Raw genomic sequence first — 16,782 nt, 5'->3', positions numbered from 1 at the left:
GCGGAGTCAGGTGGGATTAGCGCAAGGCGAGCTGGAAAATCAACGCCTCCGCCTGGCAGGCAAAGGCAAATGACATCTCCAGGCTGACGCCTTCGCCCTCCTCCACCATGCGGCTCTCAATCTGACAGGGATCGGACTCCACCTGGCGCGCCTTTTCGGTCAGCGTGGCCTGCATCGCCTCGGCGGCGGCGCGGTCAGCAAAGGTGTGGCGGTAGGCAGCGGTGCAGTCGGTGTTGTCCATGACGGTGCCGACATCCACGCAGCAGCAGGCGGCGGTCTCTTCGGCATGGCAGGCTTGGGTTACATCAGACATAGGTCTACTCCTCGGCAAAACGTGATGGGGCCATCAGGGAATGGCACAGAAAGCGAAAAGATGGGTAAGATTTTACGCCTCCCGCCCCCGATCCACCAGCCCTTACTGTTTGCAGGGTTTTATCCCAATCAATTGCCATGAAAATCCCCGCAGGGATCGGCCAGAAGGAAATAGTTCGCACTTACTGAAAGAAAATTGTTGGTTGGATCTAACTTTTGTTATCAAAAGGGAAATAAGTGCAAAACGATATTGCAACATAAACCCTCGACAACCCTATAATTCGCTCACTGGTCTGATTTGTCAGGGACGCCCCCGCCCCTACAATCCGCGCTCCTTGTTACTTCATGTAACATTGCAAAAAATAAACACATAACTGAGGTTTTGGTCATGAACCAGAAAAACCTGTTTAAAAGAACCGCACTGGCAGCGGCTGTGGCACTGGTCTCCACCCAGGCGTATGCCGCAGGCTTTCTCCTGAACGAGTACTCCGCCGCCGGGCTGGGCCGTTCCTTCTCTGGCGAAGGGGCCATGGCGGACAATGCAGCCTCCGGCAGCCGCAACCCGGCAACCATGACCATGTTCGATCGCCCGGCCTTCTCCGTCGGCGCGATCTATATCGACCCGGATGTGGACATCAGCGGCTCCTCACCGCTGACCGGGGCGGACACCAGCTCCTCCAACATCGCGCCCACCGAGTGGATCCCGAACATCCACTTCATCATGCCGCTGGATGACCAGTGGTCAGTGGGCGCTTCCGTCACCTCCAACTATGGCCTCGCCACCGAGTTCAACAGCGGTTACGCCGCTGGCCCGCTGGGCGGCAAGACCGAGCTGAAGACCGCCAACTTTAACTTGAGCACCGCCTACCGCTTCAACCGCCACTTCAGCTTTGGCGTGGGCTTTGACGCGGTCTACGCGCGCGCCAAGATTGAGCGCACCGCTGGCGAGGCGGGCGTGCTCTCCAGCCGTGGCCTGATCTCGGCGGACACCCAGATCGCCCGCCTGAAGGGTGACGAGTGGGGCTATGGCTGGAACGCTGGCCTGCTGTATGAGGTGGATGATAATAACCGCTACAGCCTGACCTACCGCTCGAAAGTGGACATCGACTTTGACGGCGACTACAGCAATGAGCTGCCGACGGCGCTGGGCGGCACCGGCGGTAGCACCATCCCCGGCGCGCTGACGCTCAACCTGCCGGAGATGTGGGAAGTGTCGGGCTACAACCGCGTGGCGCCGCAGTGGGCGATCCACTACAGCCTGACCTACACCAGCTGGAGCCAGTTCCAGCAGCTGAAGGCCACCGGCACCCAGGGCCAGACGCTGTTTGAGAAGCATGAAGGCTTCCGCGACGCCTACCGTCTGGCGCTCGGTACGACCTACTACCATGATGACAACTGGACCTTCCGCGCCGGTATCGCCTTCGATGACAGCCCGATCCCCGCGCAGAACCGCACCATCTCCATTCCGGATCAGGATCGCTTCTGGCTGAGCGCTGGCACCACCTACGCCTTCAACCGCGATGCCTCGGTGGATGTGGGGGTCTCCTATATGCACGGCAAGAAAGTGCACATCAGCGAACAGGTCTCCGCCAGCCTGCCGAACTACGAGTTTGACTCCGAAGGCAAGGCGTGGCTCTACGGCGTGAACTTCAACTACCTGTTCTAAGTTGCCGCCCACAAAAAAAGCGCCCCCAGGGGCGCTTTTTTTATGCCAGCAGGCTGGTCACTGCGAGTCGATGTCATCCAGGTCGCCCTGGATCGCCGCCGCGTTCGGGTTGGTGGTCGGGGTGAGCTTGCCGCCATTCGCCAGGAAGTCGTGGCGCTGGAAGTAGGCCTCGCGCACCATCAGGTATGGATCGGAGGCGTTGCGCAGCAGCCCATCGGAGTCCAGCAGCTGGGCGCGGGTTTCGATCCCCTCGACCGCCCACTTGCCGACCGACATCCAGAAGGTCAGGTAGCTGAGCGGCGGGTAGAGTTTGTCTACCCACTCGCCGCCATCCTCACGGATGGTGAAGCTGCCATAGCCCGGCAGTTCGACATAGGGGCCGTAGCCGACGCCGTAGTAGCCCAACGTGCTGCCGAAGCGGTGTGGCTCCTCGCGCGCCAGTTGGGGATTGGCCATGCCCGCGACGTCAATCAACCCGCCCATCCCAAGGATGGTGTTGAGGAAGAAGCGCGTGAAGTGCTTCGCCCCCTCATAGGGCTTACCCTCGAGGAAGTAGTTCACCATCGTCGCTGGCTCATCCAGGTTGCTGGTGAAGTTGCTCAGCCCGTTACGCGCTGGCATCGGCACGTAGTCACGCCACGCCACGGCGACTGGCCGCACAATGTACGGGTCCAGCACGTCGTAGTTGAAGCTGAACATCGCCCGGTTGAAGCCCTCAAGCGGGTCAGACCGCCCTTGCTGATCCTTCTCCGGTGAACTGGCGCAGCCAACAAGCAGTACGCTGGCAAAGACCAGTCCAGACAGGCGGTAGTCCATTCTTTTCTCCCTATTCTTGGTGCGGGGCCTTATGGCACCTGCTGATTAATCTCAATGTTAACCTGTGGTTGCCCATCAAGCGACAGCAACGCGCTGTCGCCAAACCACTCACCGGTGCGCGGCGCTGCCTGCCCCTCTGGCGAAATGCGTACCCTGACTTTGGCCTGATGTATGGAAGAAAGCAACCTTTCAGGCATCATCGCATTGGTATCATCAATAGTTAACTGTAGCGGGAAACGGCTGAGCGGGAGCCGTTTTACCGCTACCGGCACCGGGCTGTGGCCATCGGTCACGGAGAGGATCACCATCCCCTGCGCTGGCAACTGCCGGGCTGCCTCCGCGGAGAGCGTGACCGCCACCGCGAGCCGCGCATTATCCAGACCCGCCTTGGCGCGCGCTTGGCTAATGCTGCGCTTTAACATGTCAACGCGCGGATCGTCTGGCGGCAGCACGCGCAGCATCAGCGTCCACCCCTCCAGCGCCTTGCCATACTGCCCCTGCTGGAAGGCGTTGAGCGCCAGCAAATTGAGCACCCGCAGGTCAGCCGGGTTGGCTTCCCCCAGCTTGCGCAGGATCTGCTCCGCCTGCTTCTGCTGCGCCGCATCCGCAGAGCGGGTCAGCACCTCGGCGTAACTCAACTGCGCCTCGCGGTTCTCCGGTTGCAGCGCGTAGGCGCGAGCGAAGGCTTGGGTGGCGGTGTCGGCGTTGTCCAGCGCCACCCCGACCCGCCCCAGCAGCAGCCAGTCCGGCACATTATCCGGTTGCTGTTGTAGCTCACTGCGCACGCCCAGCCCAAGGCGCGCCACTTCACCTGCCGTCAGCGGCGCAGCGTGCTCGTCCGCCACTCGCGCGCGCAGCGCTGGCAGATCGGCCACCGCCTGTTGCCACTCTGCCACCTGCACCAGCCCACCGCTCTTTAGGTAGAGGGCCATCGGCAGCAGCACCAGCACCAGCAGGCCGGGGATCAGCGTCCAGCGGCCAATCGGCCGGGCGGCGGAAGCGCGCGCCTGTCCGGGGATGTCCGCCAGCAGCGTCTCCTGCAACTCCTCAATCAGTTGCGGCTTGCCCTCTACCACGCCGTGCTGCTCATCGTGCGCCAGTTCGGCGAGGCGATGGTGGTAGAGCGCCTTGTTCAGGCTGTCGCGGGTCATTGGGGAGGAGTGGCCACGGCGCAGCACCGGCACCACCAACAGCGCGCCGGCCAGCACCAGCAGCAAAAAGATAATCAGCCAAAAAGCCATCAGTCAGGTGTCCTGTCAGAATCATTCAACAGTTGCGCCAGCCGCGCCCGCTCTTCGGGCGGCAGCGGGGCGGCGCGTTGCCGGCGGCGCGCGCGGCCAACGATCACGCCCGCGCCCAGCAACACAAACAGTATCGGCCCCACCCAGAGGATCAGGGTGGAGGGGGTAACCGGCGGCTCATAGGTGACGAAATTGCCGTAGCGCGCCACCATGTAATCGATAATTTGCTGGCGCGACTGCCCCTGCTCCATCAGCTGGTAGACCTTGTTGCGCATGTCCGCCGCAATCATCGAGTTAGAGTCGGCGATGCTGTTGTTCTGGCACTTCGGGCAGCGCAGCTGGCCGGTCAGCTCCCGGTACTGCTGCTCCTGCTCGACGTTGGCGAAGTGGTAAGTATCGATGGCCGCCTGCACGCCGAAACACAGCAGCAGCCCCAGCAGCAACATGAAACGCCTCATAACGCCCCCCCGCCATAGCGGCGGTAGAGCGGCTCGACCTCACGCCGCCAAACCTCGGCATTCAGGTCGCCAGCATGGCGGTAGCGGATCACCCCCTGGCCGTCGATCAAGAAGGTCTCCGGCGCGCCATAGACGCCCAGATCCAGCCCCAGCATCCCGTCGCCGTCATACAGGCTCAGGGCGTAGGGGTTGCCGAGGGTGTTGAGCCAGTTGACCGCCTTGGTGCGGTCATCCTTGTAGTTCAGCCCCACCACCCGCACGCCCTGCGCCGCCAGCGTGTTGAGGTACTGGTGCTCGGCGCGGCAGGTCGGGCACCAGGTGGCCCAGACGTTCAGCAGCAGCGGCTTGCCGTCGCGCAGTACCGCCTGGCTGTAGGTTTTGCCCGGCTCGGCCAGTGACTCCAGCTGGAACACCGGCACCGGCCGACCAATCAACGCCGACTCCAGCCGCGTCGGGTCGTCGCCGTGGGCGTTGCGCTGCAACTGCACCAGAAACGCCGCCGCCAGCAGCAGGAACAGCACCAGTGGAATGAACAGCATCTTGCGCGTCATGCGCCCTCCCCTGCAGGCAGCGCCCGCTTTTTCATCCGGTAGCGCGGATCGAGGATGCAGAGCACCCCGCCCGCCGCCATCAACAGGCCGCCCAGCCAGATCCAGCGGACGAACGGTTTATAGTAGAGGCGCACGGCCCAGGCACCGTCGCCCAGCTCCTCGCCCAGTGCGGCGTAGAGATCCCGCACCAGCCCGCCGTCGATGGCCGCCTCGGTCATCATGCTGCGCGCCACGCTGTAGTAGCGCTTCTCGGCACGCAGCACCGTTACCGGCTTGCCATTTTCGCTGACGTCGATGATGCCCGCGCCACCGCTGTAGTTGGGGCCGCGGATGGCATGGACGTCGCGGAACACGAAGTGGTAGCCGCGGATGTCCACGCTGTCGCCCGCCTTCATCCGCACGTCGCGCTCGACGCTGTAGTTCTGGCTGAAGGCGATGCCGATCACCGTCACCGCCACGCCAAGGTGGCCAAGCACCATGCCCCAGTGGCTGCGGGTGAGGGTCGTCAGGCCGCGCCAGAAGCTGTGGCGGTGGGTGGCGCGCTCATGCAACTCCAGCAGGGTGAGCAGCGTCACCCACAGCGCCATCATCAGGCCGAGCACCGTCATACCAGCGATGCGATCCTGCAACAGCCACGGCAGCAGCAGGGAGAGCAGCAGCGTCACCGCCAGCGAGGCCAGCAGCCGCCGACGGAACTTGCCTGCGTCGTCGCGCCGCCAGCGCACCAGCGGCCCGATGCCTAGCAGCAGCGCCAGCGGTGCCATCAGGAAGGTGAACATGGTGTTGAAGAACGGCTCGCCAATCGAGATGCTGCCAAGGCCAAGCTGCTTGTGCACCAGCGGCAGCAGGGTGCCGAGCAGCACCACCAGCATCGCGGCGATCAGCAGCACATTGTTGCCGAGCAGGAAACTCTCACGGGAGAACAGCTCATGGCGGCTGGGGCTGCGCACCTGCGCGCCACGCACCGCATAGAGCAGCAGCGAACTGCCAATCACAATCACCAGATAGGCGAGAATAAACATCCCGCGCTGCGGGTCAGAGGCAAAGGAGTGCACCGACACCAGCACGCCCGAGCGCACCAGGAAGGTGCCGAGCAGGCAGAGCGAGAAGGCGGTGATCGCCAGCAGCACTGTCCAGGCCTTGAAAGTGCCGCGTTTTTCGGTCACCGCCAGCGAGTGGATCAGCGCGGTGCCAGCCAGCCACGGCATAAAGGAGGCGTTCTCCACCGGATCCCAGAACCACCAGCCGCCCCAGCCCAGCTCATAGTAGGCCCACGCGGAGCCAAGCACGATGCCGATGGTCAGGAAGACCCAGGCCGCGGTGGTCCACGGGCGTGACCAGCGCGCCCAGGCGGTGTCGAGCCGACCAGCCATCAGCGAGGCGATGGCGAAGGCGAAGGCCACCGAGAAGCCGACGTAGCCCATGTAGAGCAGCGGCGGGTGGAAAATCAGGCCAATGTCCTGCAACAGCGGGTTGAGGTCGCTGCCATCGATTGGGAAGTCCGGCAGGGTGCGGGTAAAGGGGTTGGAGGTGAGGATGATGAACAGCAAAAAGCCGCCGCTGATCATCCCAAGCACCGACAGCACGCGCGCCACCGCATCCTGCGGCATCCGGCGGCTCAGCAGCGCCACCGCCAGCGTCCAGCCGCTCAGCATCAGCACCCACAGCAGCAGCGAGCCTTCATGCGCGCCCCAGGTGGCGGCGACGCGGTAGTAGACCGGCAGTTGGCTGTTGGAGTTGGTGGCGACGTAGGCCACGGTAAAGTCATTCACCACAAAGGCGTGCACCAGAATGGCGAACGCCCCGGCGATGCAGGCAAACAGGCCATAGGCCAGCGGGCGGGCGGTGGCCATCATCCGCAGATCCTGACGCGCCGCGCCCCACTGCGGGTAGATGCTCAACAGCAGGGCGATCGCCATCGCCAGACAGAGCAGGAAGCTGCCAATCTCAGGGATCATGCGTGGCCCCCGTCCGCCGCGCGGTACTGCGCCGCCGGCCCCTTGTGGTTCTGTTTCATCGCATCGGCCACCTCCGGCGGCACATACTTCTCATCATGCTTGGCCAGCACCTGCTTGGCGTTGACCACGTTGCCAGGTTCCAGCACACCCTGCGCCACCACGCCCTGCCCCTCGCGGAACAGATCCGGCAGGATGCCGGTATAGGTGACCTCAATCGCGCCGCGCGCGTCATACACCTTGAAGCGCACTTCCAGGCTCTGGCTGTCACGCTTGACCGAGCCGGGCATCACCATGCCACCGATGCGCAGGTGCTGCCCCGGCTCCGGCCGCTCATGCGCCTCGCCTTTTCCGTCGAGGATTTCGCTCGGCGTATAGAAGAGGTCGATGTTCGAGCGCAGCGCGTAGAGCACCAGCGCGGCGGTCAAGCCAAGGCCGACCAGCACCGCCAGCGCCAGATAGAGCCGGTTTTTGCGGCGTGGGTTCATGGTGCGCCCTCCTGTGCTGGCGTATCACGGGCATGGCGGATGCGTGCCGCGCGCGCCTCACGGCGGCGGATGGCGTCAATCAGCCGGTGGCGCTGCCATACGGTATGCAGCACCAGCGTTAGCAGCGCCAGCAGGGTGACGGCCACCGAGAGCCAGACGTAGAAGGCGTAGCCGCCCATCGCAAAAAAGGCGTGCCAAGAAGGGAATGCGGCGCTCATGGGCGGCTCCTGCGTGCAAAAAGGGATAAGGCCCACGGGCGGTGGCTCTCCTGCTGCAAGATCAGATTGCGCAGGCGCAGCAGCGCCAGGGTAATAAAGAAGAGCAAGTAGCCAGCAATCGCCCAGCGCAGCGGGTAGCGCATACTCGGGTCAATGGTCTGCTGCATGTTGGTGGAGCCTTGGTGCAGGGTGTTCCACCACTGCACCGAGTAGTGGATGATGGGGATATTGACGATGCCGACCAGCACCAGAATGCCAGCGGCGCGGCCCGCCAGCCGTCGATCCTCAAAGGCATGATAGAGGGCAATTACCCCCAGATAGAGGAACAGCAGCACCAGCTCGGAGGTGAGGCGCGCGTCCCAGATCCACCAGGTGCCCCACATCGGCTTGCCCCAGGCGGAACCGGTCACCAGCGCGATCAGCGTGAACACCGCGCCGACCGGTGCCATTGCCGCCACCACCAGATTCGCCATCTTCATCTGCCACACCAGCGCCACGAAGGCGGCGGTGGCCATTGCGCTGTAGATGCCCATGGACCAGATGGCGGCCGGCACATGGATATACATAATCCGGTAGCTTTCGCCCTGCTGGTAGTCTGACGGGGCGAATCCAAAGCCCCAGATCCAGCCAATCCCTAAGCAGATCGCGCCTGCCAGCCCAAACCAGGGCGCGAAACGGCCGCACAGGTGGTAGAGCCGATCCGGCTTACCGAGTTGATGTATCCATTTCCACATTGTTAAGTGCTCGTCGTCATGTTCCAAAGTGTCGGCGCCCGCCCGGAAAGGGTGCGGCGGCATACGGCCAGGCCGTTGCCGCTCTTGTCAGGCGTCAGGGTGTTGCAGGCGCCCGGCGCGAACCGGGCAAGCTAGTCAAATCAGTGCACGCTGATGCGCAGCGCGGCGGCGGTGGCGAAGGGAGCCAGCGTCAAACTGCCAGCCAGCATCGCCCCCAGCACCGCCAGGTAGCCATCAATCGCCAGGCCGCTGGCCGCCGCCTCCACCGCGCCGCTGGCAAAGATCAGCACCGGGATGTAGAGCGGCAACACCAGCAGGCTCAGCAGTACCCCGCCCTTGCGCAGCCCCACCGTCAGCGCACTGCCGATGGCACCAATAAAGCTCAGGGTCGGCGTGCCGAGCAGCAGCGTCAGCGCCAGCGCCCGCCAGGTGGCCACGTCCAGCGACAGCAGCAGCGCCGCCAGCGGTGAGAGCAGCAGCAGCGGCAAACCAGTCACCAGCCAGTGGGCGCACACCTTGCCCGCCACCGTTACCGGCAGCGGCGTCGGCAGCAGCAGCAACTGCTCCAGCGAGCCATCCATAAAGTCGTCGCGGAACAGCCGCTCCAGCGACAGCAGCGCCGCCAGCAGTGCCGCCACCCACACCACGCCGGGGGCGATGCGCGCCAGCAACTGCGGCTCCGGGCCGATGCCCAGCGGAAAAAGCGTAATGACAATCAGGAAAAACCAGAGCGGGTTGACGATCTCCGCGCGGTGGCGGAAGGCCAGCGTCAGTTCACGCCGCAACAATACGGCAAACATCATGCAGGCTCCGTCTGGGTCAGGCGGATACTGCGCACGGCCTGCCGCACGCCCGGCAGATCCTGATGGGTGGTGAGCAGCACCATGCCGCCGCGCGCCGCCTGCCGCTCAAACAGCGCCACCAGCGCGGCCACACCCTGACGGTCAATGGCGGTCAGCGGCTCATCCAGCACCCACAGCGTGGCCTGGCTCAGCCACAACCGCGCCAGTGCCACCCGACGCTGCTGGCCAGCGGAGAGTTGCGCCACCGGCACCTCCTCATAGCCCAGCAGCCCCACCTGCTCCAGCGCCTGCCAGATCGCCGGGTGATCCGGTTTACCTAGTGCCGACTGATAGAACGCCAAGTTCTCAAAAGGGGTCAGCAGCGACTTCACGCCCGGCTGGTGGCCGAGGAACAGCATCTGGCGGTGGAAGCTGTCACGCGCCTTGCGTACCGGTTCGCCCTGCCAGCGCACTTCGCCGCTCTCCGGCTGCGCCAGCCCGGCCATAATCCGTAACAGCGTGGTCTTCCCGGCGCCGTTCTGGCCTTCAACCTGAACGATCTCGCCTGCGGTAATGTTAAAACTCAGTTGACTGAACAGGCTCCGCTCATCACGGACGCAGCTCAGTTGCACGGCTTCAAGCATTGGGAAAACTCGCCTCTTTTTTTGGGAGCGCGAATCATAGCACAAGCCACAAGGCGCTCGTAGCCTGCCTTGGCAGGGTTTGCCTATCAGTCAGAACCGATTCCATCCAATCTTGCCCACAATGGCGAGTTTTTCCTCAAAGTTAAGATCCTGTTACTTTTTTTATTAATTCTGGTAACGCTTTATGCACCGCCCTAGCACCGTTTGTGAAATCACCTATGCTTAAGCCACAGGGCCTGCGCCCTGCCTTTTCACCCGCCGGTCAGGCGGGCATTTCACCTTATGGGAACCTTTATGACGCAGCAAAAAAATAATCTACGCCAGCATGGCGAGCCTGATGATGAGCAGAACGTGGACAGTGAAGAGGAGGAGCAAGGCACCGAGATAGAGGTGGATGAGGAGAACCTGCCGTCACGGGCGGCGGCGATCCACGAGCAGATCCGCATGGAGGGGGAGAAGGAGCTGGAGCGTGACAGCATGGCGCTGCTCTGGTCAGCGATTGCCGCGGGCCTGTCGATTGCCGCCTCTTTGCTGGCGAAGGGGATCGTGCACGCCGAGCTGCCCGACACCCCAGCGCGCTTTTTCTTGGAGAACCTCGGTTACACCGTGGGCTTTATCATCGTGATCATGGCGCGCCAGCAGCTGTTTACCGAGAACACCGTGACGGCGGTGCTGCCGGTGATGCACAAGCCGACGCTCAACAACCTGGGAATGCTGTTCCGGCTCTGGGGCTGGGTGCTGCTCGGCAACCTGATTGGCGGTGCCTGTGCGGCGCTGGCCTTCCACTACCTGCCCGTCTTTGATGAACCGCTCAACCGTGCCTTTTTGGCCGTCAGTGAGGAGGTGATGCAGAACAGTGCCGGGGAGATGTTTACCAAGGGCATCCTCTCTGGCTGGCTAATCGCCACCATGGTCTGGATGTTCCCCTCCGCCGGGGCCGCCAAGCTATGGATCATCGTGCTGATGACCTATCTGGTGGGGATTGGCAACCTGACGCACATCGTGGTGGGTTCGGTGGAGATTCTCTATCTGGTGTTCGCTGGCGTGATCCCGTGGTACGAGTTTTTCTTCCCCTTCGCCATCCCGGTACTGCTTGGCAACATTATCGGCGGCACCTTTATCTTCGCCATGATCAGCCATGCACAGATCCGCAATGACATGAGCACGGAAGCCAAGGCCAAAGCCAAGGCGGAGCAGAAAAAGCGCGAAAAAGAGGAAGACAAGCAGCGGTAACGTGCATGGGCCAGCACGCTCCCACGCGCCCAAAAGTGGCGAGGGAATAAGCAAACGCACTGACCAACGCTTATACACCAGCAAAAAATGGGTATAATGCCTGCCGGGCAGCCCCACGCTGTCCGGTTGTCCCCTTAGTTAAATGGATATAACGAGCCCCTCCTAAGGGCTAGTTGCAGGTTCGATTCCTGCAGGGGACGCCATGTAACAGTTCGCCACCCTCCGTAGCAGTTCGCAAATTCCCAGTAAAACCAATACCTAGCTATGATAGGCATTCGCCATAGTTCGCCGTGGTTCGTTGACAGCCGCTACCTTGTCTGGGTAAATATTGGGTAAACATTTTTACCCAACGAAATTTTACCCAATGCTCACGATAAAACAAATTGAGGCCGCAAAGCCCAAAGACAAGCCGTATCGCCTGCTTGATACGTCCCCGCATCGGGTAAGAAGGTATGGCAGCTTCGCTATCAGTTCGATGGCAAGGAGAAAGTGCTCACTGTAGACAAGTACCCCATCACCTCCCTAAAGCATTTGAGGCAAAGAAGCTGTTAGCTGCGGGTGATGATCCGTCACAGTCAAAGAAGAGAGAGGTAAGGAAGATAACTTCGAATCGATATTCCGGGAATGGTACGACCATAAGCGGCAGGTGTGGTCGGAAGGGTATGCTGATGTATTAGCTCAGACCTGATCTGACAGTTACCGGTTATTTATACAGCTATCCGTCAGATTACATCTGGTTTAAATTTTTCTCAGCCCAGATGCGCTTTCCATCAAGTAATGTTTCCAGTTGATTAGATAAGCTGATGATTTTTCAGATGCTGCTGTTGTTTCAAATGCCTGACCATCACTTTCCCCTCTGGCATGAACTCGGTCCCATACCGTACAAATCCGATACCTCTCAGTTCCGCATCGATGGCGTAGCGCAACTCCCCAGGCATTTGCTGTTCGAGTAAAGTTACATTGAGTGACTGCAAACGAGGTTTATACTTGATCAGGACACCGGCCTGCGTATCGATCAGCTCGTGGGCAGTTCCAGGCATGCCTTGCATAATTTTGGTCATATCTGGCAAACCATAATCTGGGAGATGGGAAATGGTCCCGACCCGGGCGTTCAAAATACGTTGGATGTTATGCAGTACGGATAAAATGACCTGGTCTTCTTCGTTTACAACTTCAAGGGGAAGATCCCCTGTAAAGTTGCCAGTAAGAATTTCGTATAAAGATGGTGATTTTCTGTCTGGCATTTTGACCTCAGGAGTCTACTTCAGAGATTTTAAAAAGCGGAAGTCCATGGGATTTTCTCCATGCTTTTACTACCTTAGTTATTCCCTGCGGGTTGCAGTCTTCCTCATCGATAGTGTGATATATCAAGGCTGTTCCATCGGGATGACTGGTGATTTTTTCAAAATGCTCAAGCAGCTCGTCTAACTTATCATCATCAGGCGCAGTGTTTTCTTTAAAAATATCTTGTAAGAAATTTTTAAACTCATTTTCAGTATAATCTTCAAAGCGCGTTTTAAATTCCACTAAGCCTCCCGTACTTAAAACTTTTTAAAAAGTGGGAGCCCTTGGGATTGTCTCCATCTTTTAATTTCTTTGAGCACACCCTCTGGGGAATCTTCCCTATCACTTGGCGGATTGAAGATAAGGTCCCGTCCTTCTGGATGAGCAGTGATTTTTATCAGATGTTTCGCCATCTGGCTTAAATGATTTGTTGACTCATAGCCTTTAAGCTCCTTGGAATTTTCGAAAAAATCATTTAAAAACTCCATCATTTCAGACTCTGTATAATCTTCCAAACAGTTTTTGTACATTTAGAACCCTCCTGCTTCACTGGTTATTTGGAGTCTTTAAATAATTCTAACCCTTGAGATGCTCTCCATTTTTTAATTTCTTCAAATATTCCCAATGGCGAACATTCAATTTCATCTGGCGTGTTAAAAATTAGTCCATTGCCGAGTGGGTGTTTGGTAATTTTAACTACGTGCAACTGTAGGTCATCAATAAATTTTCTAAAATCCTTTGCATTTAACCCTTGTTTATTCTCAAAGAAATTAGATAGCAGTTCAATAAACTCTAACTCAGTATAATCGCTTATTGTCTTTTCATTATCTATTAGCATTTTTATGTATTCCTATATGTAAGCGAGGAGTGGTAACGTTTATATTATCCACATTAAACACTTCTCCACCATGTTGGATTTCTTCTATATGATGAAGTCCAAAAGTTGTTCTACCCCCCACCTGCTCTGAAGGGATAGGATACGGCGCTAACCCCATTCTTATCAGGGTTTGGTTCGAAGGTTTAAAATCCTTCATAAGTTCAGGACACTCAGACACAGCAAGCCAAAATTCTTCTCTAAAATGGTCAAAGTTACGGAAGGATTTTCCTCTAAGTTTATCAGCAACCTGCGCAGGTACAGGTGCCCCCAGTCCAGAGCTCGCAGCCTCAAGCCATTTCTCTGAACCTGATAGCGTCTCCCCCTTCCCTGTTGCAACACCTGGCTCATCCCTAGCGGTTTTGAGATAGACATAAATCGGCTTAATCCCGGAGTCCGCAGGGAAGACCAGAATGTAATCGTTAAGATCGCGTTCATCCGGCACCGGGAATGGTGGTGTCGTGTATTCATCTTTGCCGTCAGGAATTGGCGTGACGAGTATTGTAGCCTGGTCTATTGGCTTAATGTCGCTGCCGGTATGTGAGGGAAGGTCACTGCCTTCAGGTTTCTCAGGCGTCCAGGTAATCAGCGGACCATCGGCACCGTGGGCTGGAGTGAACTCATATTGATTATGCTCACTGTTCCACACCATGTTTGCCGTACGGACACCTTCATATGGGGTACCTTCACCCGTATGGACGCCATAGACCCGCATGTTGCCCTGCTCATCCTGGCGCCAGAAGAACCTCACCCGGGTTGTTGCTTTTGCCCCAGTGATGGCTTTCTGCCGCAGCTCTTCCTCGTACCAGAATTCGTCCCAGCCAGGAACCCTGTCACTCCCCTCGCCCGCAGATGGAACGTAGAGCACGGACATCATCGCTCCGACATACGGAATTCCCCGGGCCGCGCCCAATACGCCGGTCAGGGACCATTCACCCCAGACTTGGGTCATCACGCCCGTAGCAGCACCCAGAGCAAGCGGTGCTGCCGTTGCCTGAGCAGGCGCATTTGCGCCCCCGGCGTCAGGCTTCCGTTTTTTGGCTGACTGTGCATGCTGAACGACTTCATCATCTGCATGCTCATGCTCGTGGGCGTAACCGCAGCAGTCGTCCTCGACAGACTGGGCAAAAATGGTCATCTGTCCAAAGTTATCAGCGGGTTCTTCGGCAGTACCGGCATCCGTGCAGCCTTTCTCCTTCAGGCAGGATTTTGCATAAACCGGCGTCACCCACGGGGTGAGCGTTTCGGGATTGAATTCTCGCATGGTCGCCGGAGGCGGCAAGGATACGGCCTCCGGAGGTTTAGCACTGGCCGATGCCGCCATCGTCCTTTTCACCTTCCGCATATACGACGCCGTCGTACCATACTCGACCTTCCCTGCCTCAAGCTTCAGATAACTGCCACCACCAATTAGGGTGATACGTTTTTTTCCGGCAAAGGAGATGTCACTCGCTGAGCTTAGCGTCAGCTTCTTCTCAGCAAACAACCGCATGTTAGCGTTTTGGGCCTGGACATCGATTGGCCCTTCTCCGGATTTCAGGCTCAGTTGACCGGTGCGGGCGAAGAGTCCCAGCTTCTCCCCGGTCAAAGCGGTCGCATTGCCCATCACTCCAACACTAAAGTCTTCTCCGGCGTTAAGCGCCAGGTTCCGGCCAGCGGCCAACTGCATATCTTCCCCGCTGGTCAGCGCCATCCCTTCCGGCGCTGAGAAAAGCACCGCTTCATTGAGTGGTTTCAGTCGCTGTTCAAACATCCTTATCTGGCTGTCAACATCCGCCTTCAGCGCCTGCGCCTTTTCAGCAGCCATTTCCAGCTGTTGCAGTTGCTGATTAAGCCGGTCGATTTCCTTCAGCGCCGCATCCCTGTCCAGCGCATCACCCTGCGCTTTCGCCTGCGCATCCGCTGAGACAAAGAGTCCCTTTCCTGCTCTCAGGGTTCCCCACTCATCGGTGCGCAGCTCGAGGCCCGTACCGCGACGTTGCCCCTGTGCATCCACCAGGTGCCCGCTGTTGAGCTGCGTCTTGCCGTATTCCGTGGCGAGTTTGATATGCTCCTCGCCGCGCCTGTCCTCCATCCGCAGTTTGTTGTTCGCTGGTGTGCGTAGCATGTTACGGGTGTGGTTGTCGCGGGTGACGGGGTCCGGGTGCTCCGAGTCGTGCAATGCATAGGCGATGTACGGCAGGTCAATATCACCATTGCTGTACGCAATCGCCACGTCGGTGCCATCAATGAGCGGCGTATGCCAGCCCAGCGTTTCACTGGCATAAGGCTTCGCCATCCGCAGCCACAGATAGCCGTAACCGGGCTCTGTCCCCTCCCGGTCGAAGTCCAGCTTCACCCGGTAGCGCCCCTGCTCGTCCAGGTGTGCGTAGATATCGTTCTTCTCGCGACTCTCAATCCGCGCCGGAAGCGTCCCCGGGATGACCGGACGCGAGACTTCTACCGGACGGAAGCAGTAACGTTCGGTGTAAGGCAGGCCCCAGACCGACACATGCAGGCGGGAATCAAGCGCGCCCCGAAATGTCACCCGCGTGAGGAGCACACCTTCTTTCAGGGCCGTAATGACGTCGCCCTGCGGCTCCAGCACCTGCCCGGGTGTGAGGTGTGCGGCATTGCTGAACAGGTGAATACGGGTCGACCTGTTGAGCTCCCGCTCGTGGTGAAGTCGGGCGTAGAACGCGCCAGATTCGGTTTCCGGCTCCGGGCTGACGTCATCACCTGCGTCACGATACGGTGCCGCGTAACGGTAATGCTCCCCGGTGGTGACCGCATCATTACGCACGCTGACCGTCGCGTTCATCGGCGTGGTGGCGGTCCGGTAGTTGTAATCCCGCATGGTGACAGTGCCGGTGGCGATGGTGTGCCAGGTCCGCACATCCCAGACCGATTCTGCCGCGCCGTCAAACAGCCCTGATGGCTCGCGGTACGGCAGGCGCACGTCAAACCGGTAGTTAAGCTGACTGTCGGCCAGGATGTAGGTATCTAGACCGCGCACGTCGTCCATCTCCGTGCGCCAGTAAATCCCCACCTCAGACAGAATGCGCTGGATAAACTCAAGGTCCGTTTCCCGCCACTGGGTGATAATGTCACGCGGCGGGTAGGTGCGCTCCAGCCTGAAGTCAAAATCCGGACCTTCCAGACCGTGTTTACGCAGCACCTGCTCAACCACCTCAGGAACGGACTGGTTCTGATATACCGCGCACTGCCGGGTGTATCCCAGGAGCGCCAGGCGCGAACTGAGCGTAAGCCGGTAGTGAGACTGGTCCTTTGAGGTGGAAAGCCATTCCAGGCGGGTCACCCTGCCGTGAACACGTTTACCGCTCCGCATCCAGAAAGAGGCATATTTCATCAGCACCTCTTCCGGGGGGATGTTCGCCTGCGGCGTGGTAAACTCGATGTCCCAGCTGAACGGCTCGCTCAGTGCTTCCCTGCCGTAAAAACGCAGAACATCCGGCTTCACCGAACTGTCATTGATATCCAGATAATATCGGGTCTGTCCGTCAAAAAGCGCTGACCAGTTATCCAT

17 protein-coding genes, 1 tRNA gene and 3 pseudogenes are annotated in these 16,782 nt (G+C 59.4%); 4 read left to right on the top strand and 17 right to left on the bottom strand.

The features are described 5' to 3' along the window. Positions 1-16: 16 nt before the first annotated feature. Positions 17-313, bottom strand: coding sequence for a YfcZ/YiiS family protein (locus ACK3SD_RS05205; protein WP_137762544.1), 297 nt, complete (start codon positions 311-313; stop codon positions 17-19). 387 nt (positions 314-700) lie between these two features. Here ACK3SD_RS05205 and fadL point away from each other — a divergent pair, with 387 nt between their 5' ends. Then, on the top strand, positions 701-1,978 hold the full coding sequence (gene fadL, locus ACK3SD_RS05200; RefSeq protein WP_481126999.1) for a long-chain fatty acid transporter FadL: 1,278 nt from the start codon (positions 701-703) through the stop codon (positions 1,976-1,978). A 57-nt stretch (positions 1,979-2,035) separates the two neighbouring features. Here fadL and mlaA read toward each other — a convergent pair whose 3' ends face one another. The 10 genes from mlaA to ccmA all read right to left on the bottom strand — a co-directional run bounded on the left by mlaA (position 2,036) and on the right by ccmA (position 9,865). After that, positions 2,036-2,794, bottom strand: coding sequence for a phospholipid-binding lipoprotein MlaA (mlaA, locus tag ACK3SD_RS05195; protein ID WP_137762542.1), 759 nt, complete (start codon positions 2,792-2,794; stop codon positions 2,036-2,038). 29 nt (positions 2,795-2,823) lie between these two features. Continuing rightward, a complete protein-coding gene (gene ccmI, locus ACK3SD_RS05190) occupies positions 2,824-4,035 on the bottom strand; it encodes a c-type cytochrome biogenesis protein CcmI (protein WP_481126998.1) in 1,212 nt (403 codons plus the stop codon). Further along, positions 4,035-4,493, bottom strand: a complete 459-nt coding sequence (locus ACK3SD_RS05185) for a cytochrome c-type biogenesis protein (RefSeq protein ID WP_481126997.1) — start codon at positions 4,491-4,493, stop codon at positions 4,035-4,037. Before ACK3SD_RS05185 ends, ccmI begins: the two co-directional genes overlap by 1 nt. Further along, on the bottom strand, positions 4,490-5,044 hold the full coding sequence (locus ACK3SD_RS05180) for a DsbE family thiol:disulfide interchange protein (protein WP_481126996.1): 555 nt from the start codon (positions 5,042-5,044) through the stop codon (positions 4,490-4,492). The genes ACK3SD_RS05185 and ACK3SD_RS05180 overlap by 4 nt, the downstream gene beginning before the upstream one ends. Then, positions 5,041-7,002: a heme lyase CcmF/NrfE family subunit gene (locus ACK3SD_RS05175; protein WP_137762538.1), complete on the bottom strand. Its 1,962-nt coding sequence runs from the start codon at positions 7,000-7,002 to the stop codon at positions 5,041-5,043. Before ACK3SD_RS05175 ends, ACK3SD_RS05180 begins: the two co-directional genes overlap by 4 nt. Then, positions 6,999-7,487, bottom strand: coding sequence for a cytochrome c maturation protein CcmE (gene ccmE, locus ACK3SD_RS05170; protein ID WP_137762537.1), 489 nt, complete (start codon positions 7,485-7,487; stop codon positions 6,999-7,001). Before ccmE ends, ACK3SD_RS05175 begins: the two co-directional genes overlap by 4 nt. Next, positions 7,484-7,705, bottom strand: a complete 222-nt coding sequence (gene ccmD, locus ACK3SD_RS05165) for a heme exporter protein CcmD (RefSeq protein ID WP_481126995.1) — start codon at positions 7,703-7,705, stop codon at positions 7,484-7,486. Before ccmD ends, ccmE begins: the two co-directional genes overlap by 4 nt. Further along, entirely contained in the window at positions 7,702-8,439 is a 738-nt protein-coding gene (locus ACK3SD_RS05160; protein WP_137762535.1) for a heme ABC transporter permease, read from the bottom strand. The genes ccmD and ACK3SD_RS05160 overlap by 4 nt, the downstream gene beginning before the upstream one ends. 140 nt (positions 8,440-8,579) lie before the next feature. Further along, positions 8,580-9,239, bottom strand: coding sequence for a heme exporter protein CcmB (gene ccmB, locus ACK3SD_RS05155; protein WP_481127498.1), 660 nt, complete (start codon positions 9,237-9,239; stop codon positions 8,580-8,582). Further along, complete coding sequence (gene ccmA, locus ACK3SD_RS05150; RefSeq protein ID WP_481126994.1) at positions 9,239-9,865, bottom strand: cytochrome c biogenesis heme-transporting ATPase CcmA; 627 nt, start codon at positions 9,863-9,865, stop codon at positions 9,239-9,241. The genes ccmB and ccmA overlap by 1 nt, the downstream gene beginning before the upstream one ends. A gap of 294 nt (positions 9,866-10,159) precedes the next feature. Here ccmA and ACK3SD_RS05145 point away from each other — a divergent pair, with 294 nt between their 5' ends. The 3 genes and pseudogenes from ACK3SD_RS05145 to ACK3SD_RS05135 all read left to right on the top strand — a co-directional run. Continuing rightward, a complete protein-coding gene (locus ACK3SD_RS05145; protein ID WP_481126993.1) occupies positions 10,160-11,098 on the top strand; it encodes a formate/nitrite transporter family protein in 939 nt (312 codons plus the stop codon). A gap of 128 nt (positions 11,099-11,226) precedes the next feature. Next, positions 11,227-11,301: transfer RNA gene (locus tag ACK3SD_RS05140), tRNA-Arg, on the top strand. A gap of 161 nt (positions 11,302-11,462) precedes the next feature. Continuing rightward, positions 11,463-11,780: pseudogene (locus tag ACK3SD_RS05135) on the top strand (integrase arm-type DNA-binding domain-containing protein); the annotation flags it as partial. A 109-nt stretch (positions 11,781-11,889) separates the two neighbouring features. On the opposite strand, the gene tssE reads toward ACK3SD_RS05135, so the two are convergent. The 6 genes and pseudogenes from tssE to ACK3SD_RS05105 form a co-directional block, all read right to left on the bottom strand. Next, positions 11,890-12,342 carry a type VI secretion system baseplate subunit TssE gene (gene tssE, locus ACK3SD_RS05130; protein WP_481126992.1) on the bottom strand — a complete coding sequence of 151 codons (453 nt, stop codon included), beginning with the start codon at positions 12,340-12,342 and terminating at the stop codon, positions 11,890-11,892. Between the two features lie 7 nt (positions 12,343-12,349). Next, on the bottom strand, positions 12,350-12,625 hold the full coding sequence (locus ACK3SD_RS05125) for a bacteriocin immunity protein (protein WP_481126991.1): 276 nt from the start codon (positions 12,623-12,625) through the stop codon (positions 12,350-12,352). 14 nt (positions 12,626-12,639) lie between these two features. Further along, on the bottom strand, positions 12,640-12,912 hold the full coding sequence (locus ACK3SD_RS05120) for a bacteriocin immunity protein (protein ID WP_481126990.1): 273 nt from the start codon (positions 12,910-12,912) through the stop codon (positions 12,640-12,642). 23 nt (positions 12,913-12,935) lie between these two features. Continuing rightward, positions 12,936-13,220: a bacteriocin immunity protein gene (locus ACK3SD_RS05115; RefSeq protein WP_481126989.1), complete on the bottom strand. Its 285-nt coding sequence runs from the start codon at positions 13,218-13,220 to the stop codon at positions 12,936-12,938. After that, positions 13,207-13,989 (bottom strand): annotated as a pseudogene (locus tag ACK3SD_RS05110) (S-type pyocin domain-containing protein); the annotation flags it as partial. The gene ACK3SD_RS05115 and the pseudogene ACK3SD_RS05110, both read right to left, overlap by 14 nt. Before the next feature lie 543 nt (positions 13,990-14,532). Further along, a pseudogene (locus ACK3SD_RS05105) lies at positions 14,533-16,782 on the bottom strand (type VI secretion system Vgr family protein); the annotation flags it as partial.

It is taken from the genome of Chimaeribacter sp. YP20170169 (genome assembly GCF_056739715.1).
This window is presented reverse-complemented; position numbering and strand designations above follow the sequence as displayed.

Coding starts and splice junctions, on each gene's coding strand:
- ACK3SD_RS05205 (WP_137762544.1), bottom strand. CDS start 313: ATGTCTGATGTAACCCAAGCCTGCCATGCCGAAGAGACCGCCGCCTGC.
- fadL (WP_481126999.1), top strand. CDS start 701: ATGAACCAGAAAAACCTGTTTAAAAGAACCGCACTGGCAGCGGCTGTG.
- mlaA (WP_137762542.1), bottom strand. CDS start 2,794: ATGGACTACCGCCTGTCTGGACTGGTCTTTGCCAGCGTACTGCTTGTT.
- ccmI (WP_481126998.1), bottom strand. CDS start 4,035: ATGGCTTTTTGGCTGATTATCTTTTTGCTGCTGGTGCTGGCCGGCGCG.
- ACK3SD_RS05185 (WP_481126997.1), bottom strand. CDS start 4,493: ATGAGGCGTTTCATGTTGCTGCTGGGGCTGCTGCTGTGTTTCGGCGTG.
- ACK3SD_RS05180 (WP_481126996.1), bottom strand. CDS start 5,044: ATGACGCGCAAGATGCTGTTCATTCCACTGGTGCTGTTCCTGCTGCTG.
- ACK3SD_RS05175 (WP_137762538.1), bottom strand. CDS start 7,002: ATGATCCCTGAGATTGGCAGCTTCCTGCTCTGTCTGGCGATGGCGATC.
- ccmE (WP_137762537.1), bottom strand. CDS start 7,487: ATGAACCCACGCCGCAAAAACCGGCTCTATCTGGCGCTGGCGGTGCTG.
- ccmD (WP_481126995.1), bottom strand. CDS start 7,705: ATGAGCGCCGCATTCCCTTCTTGGCACGCCTTTTTTGCGATGGGCGGC.
- ACK3SD_RS05160 (WP_137762535.1), bottom strand. CDS start 8,439: ATGTGGAAATGGATACATCAACTCGGTAAGCCGGATCGGCTCTACCAC.
- ccmB (WP_481127498.1), bottom strand. CDS start 9,239: ATGTTTGCCGTATTGTTGCGGCGTGAACTGACGCTGGCCTTCCGCCAC.
- ccmA (WP_481126994.1), bottom strand. CDS start 9,865: ATGCTTGAAGCCGTGCAACTGAGCTGCGTCCGTGATGAGCGGAGCCTG.
- ACK3SD_RS05145 (WP_481126993.1), top strand. CDS start 10,160: ATGACGCAGCAAAAAAATAATCTACGCCAGCATGGCGAGCCTGATGAT.
- tssE (WP_481126992.1), bottom strand. CDS start 12,342: ATGCCAGACAGAAAATCACCATCTTTATACGAAATTCTTACTGGCAAC.
- ACK3SD_RS05120 (WP_481126990.1), bottom strand. CDS start 12,912: ATGTACAAAAACTGTTTGGAAGATTATACAGAGTCTGAAATGATGGAG.
- ACK3SD_RS05115 (WP_481126989.1), bottom strand. CDS start 13,220: ATGCTAATAGATAATGAAAAGACAATAAGCGATTATACTGAGTTAGAG.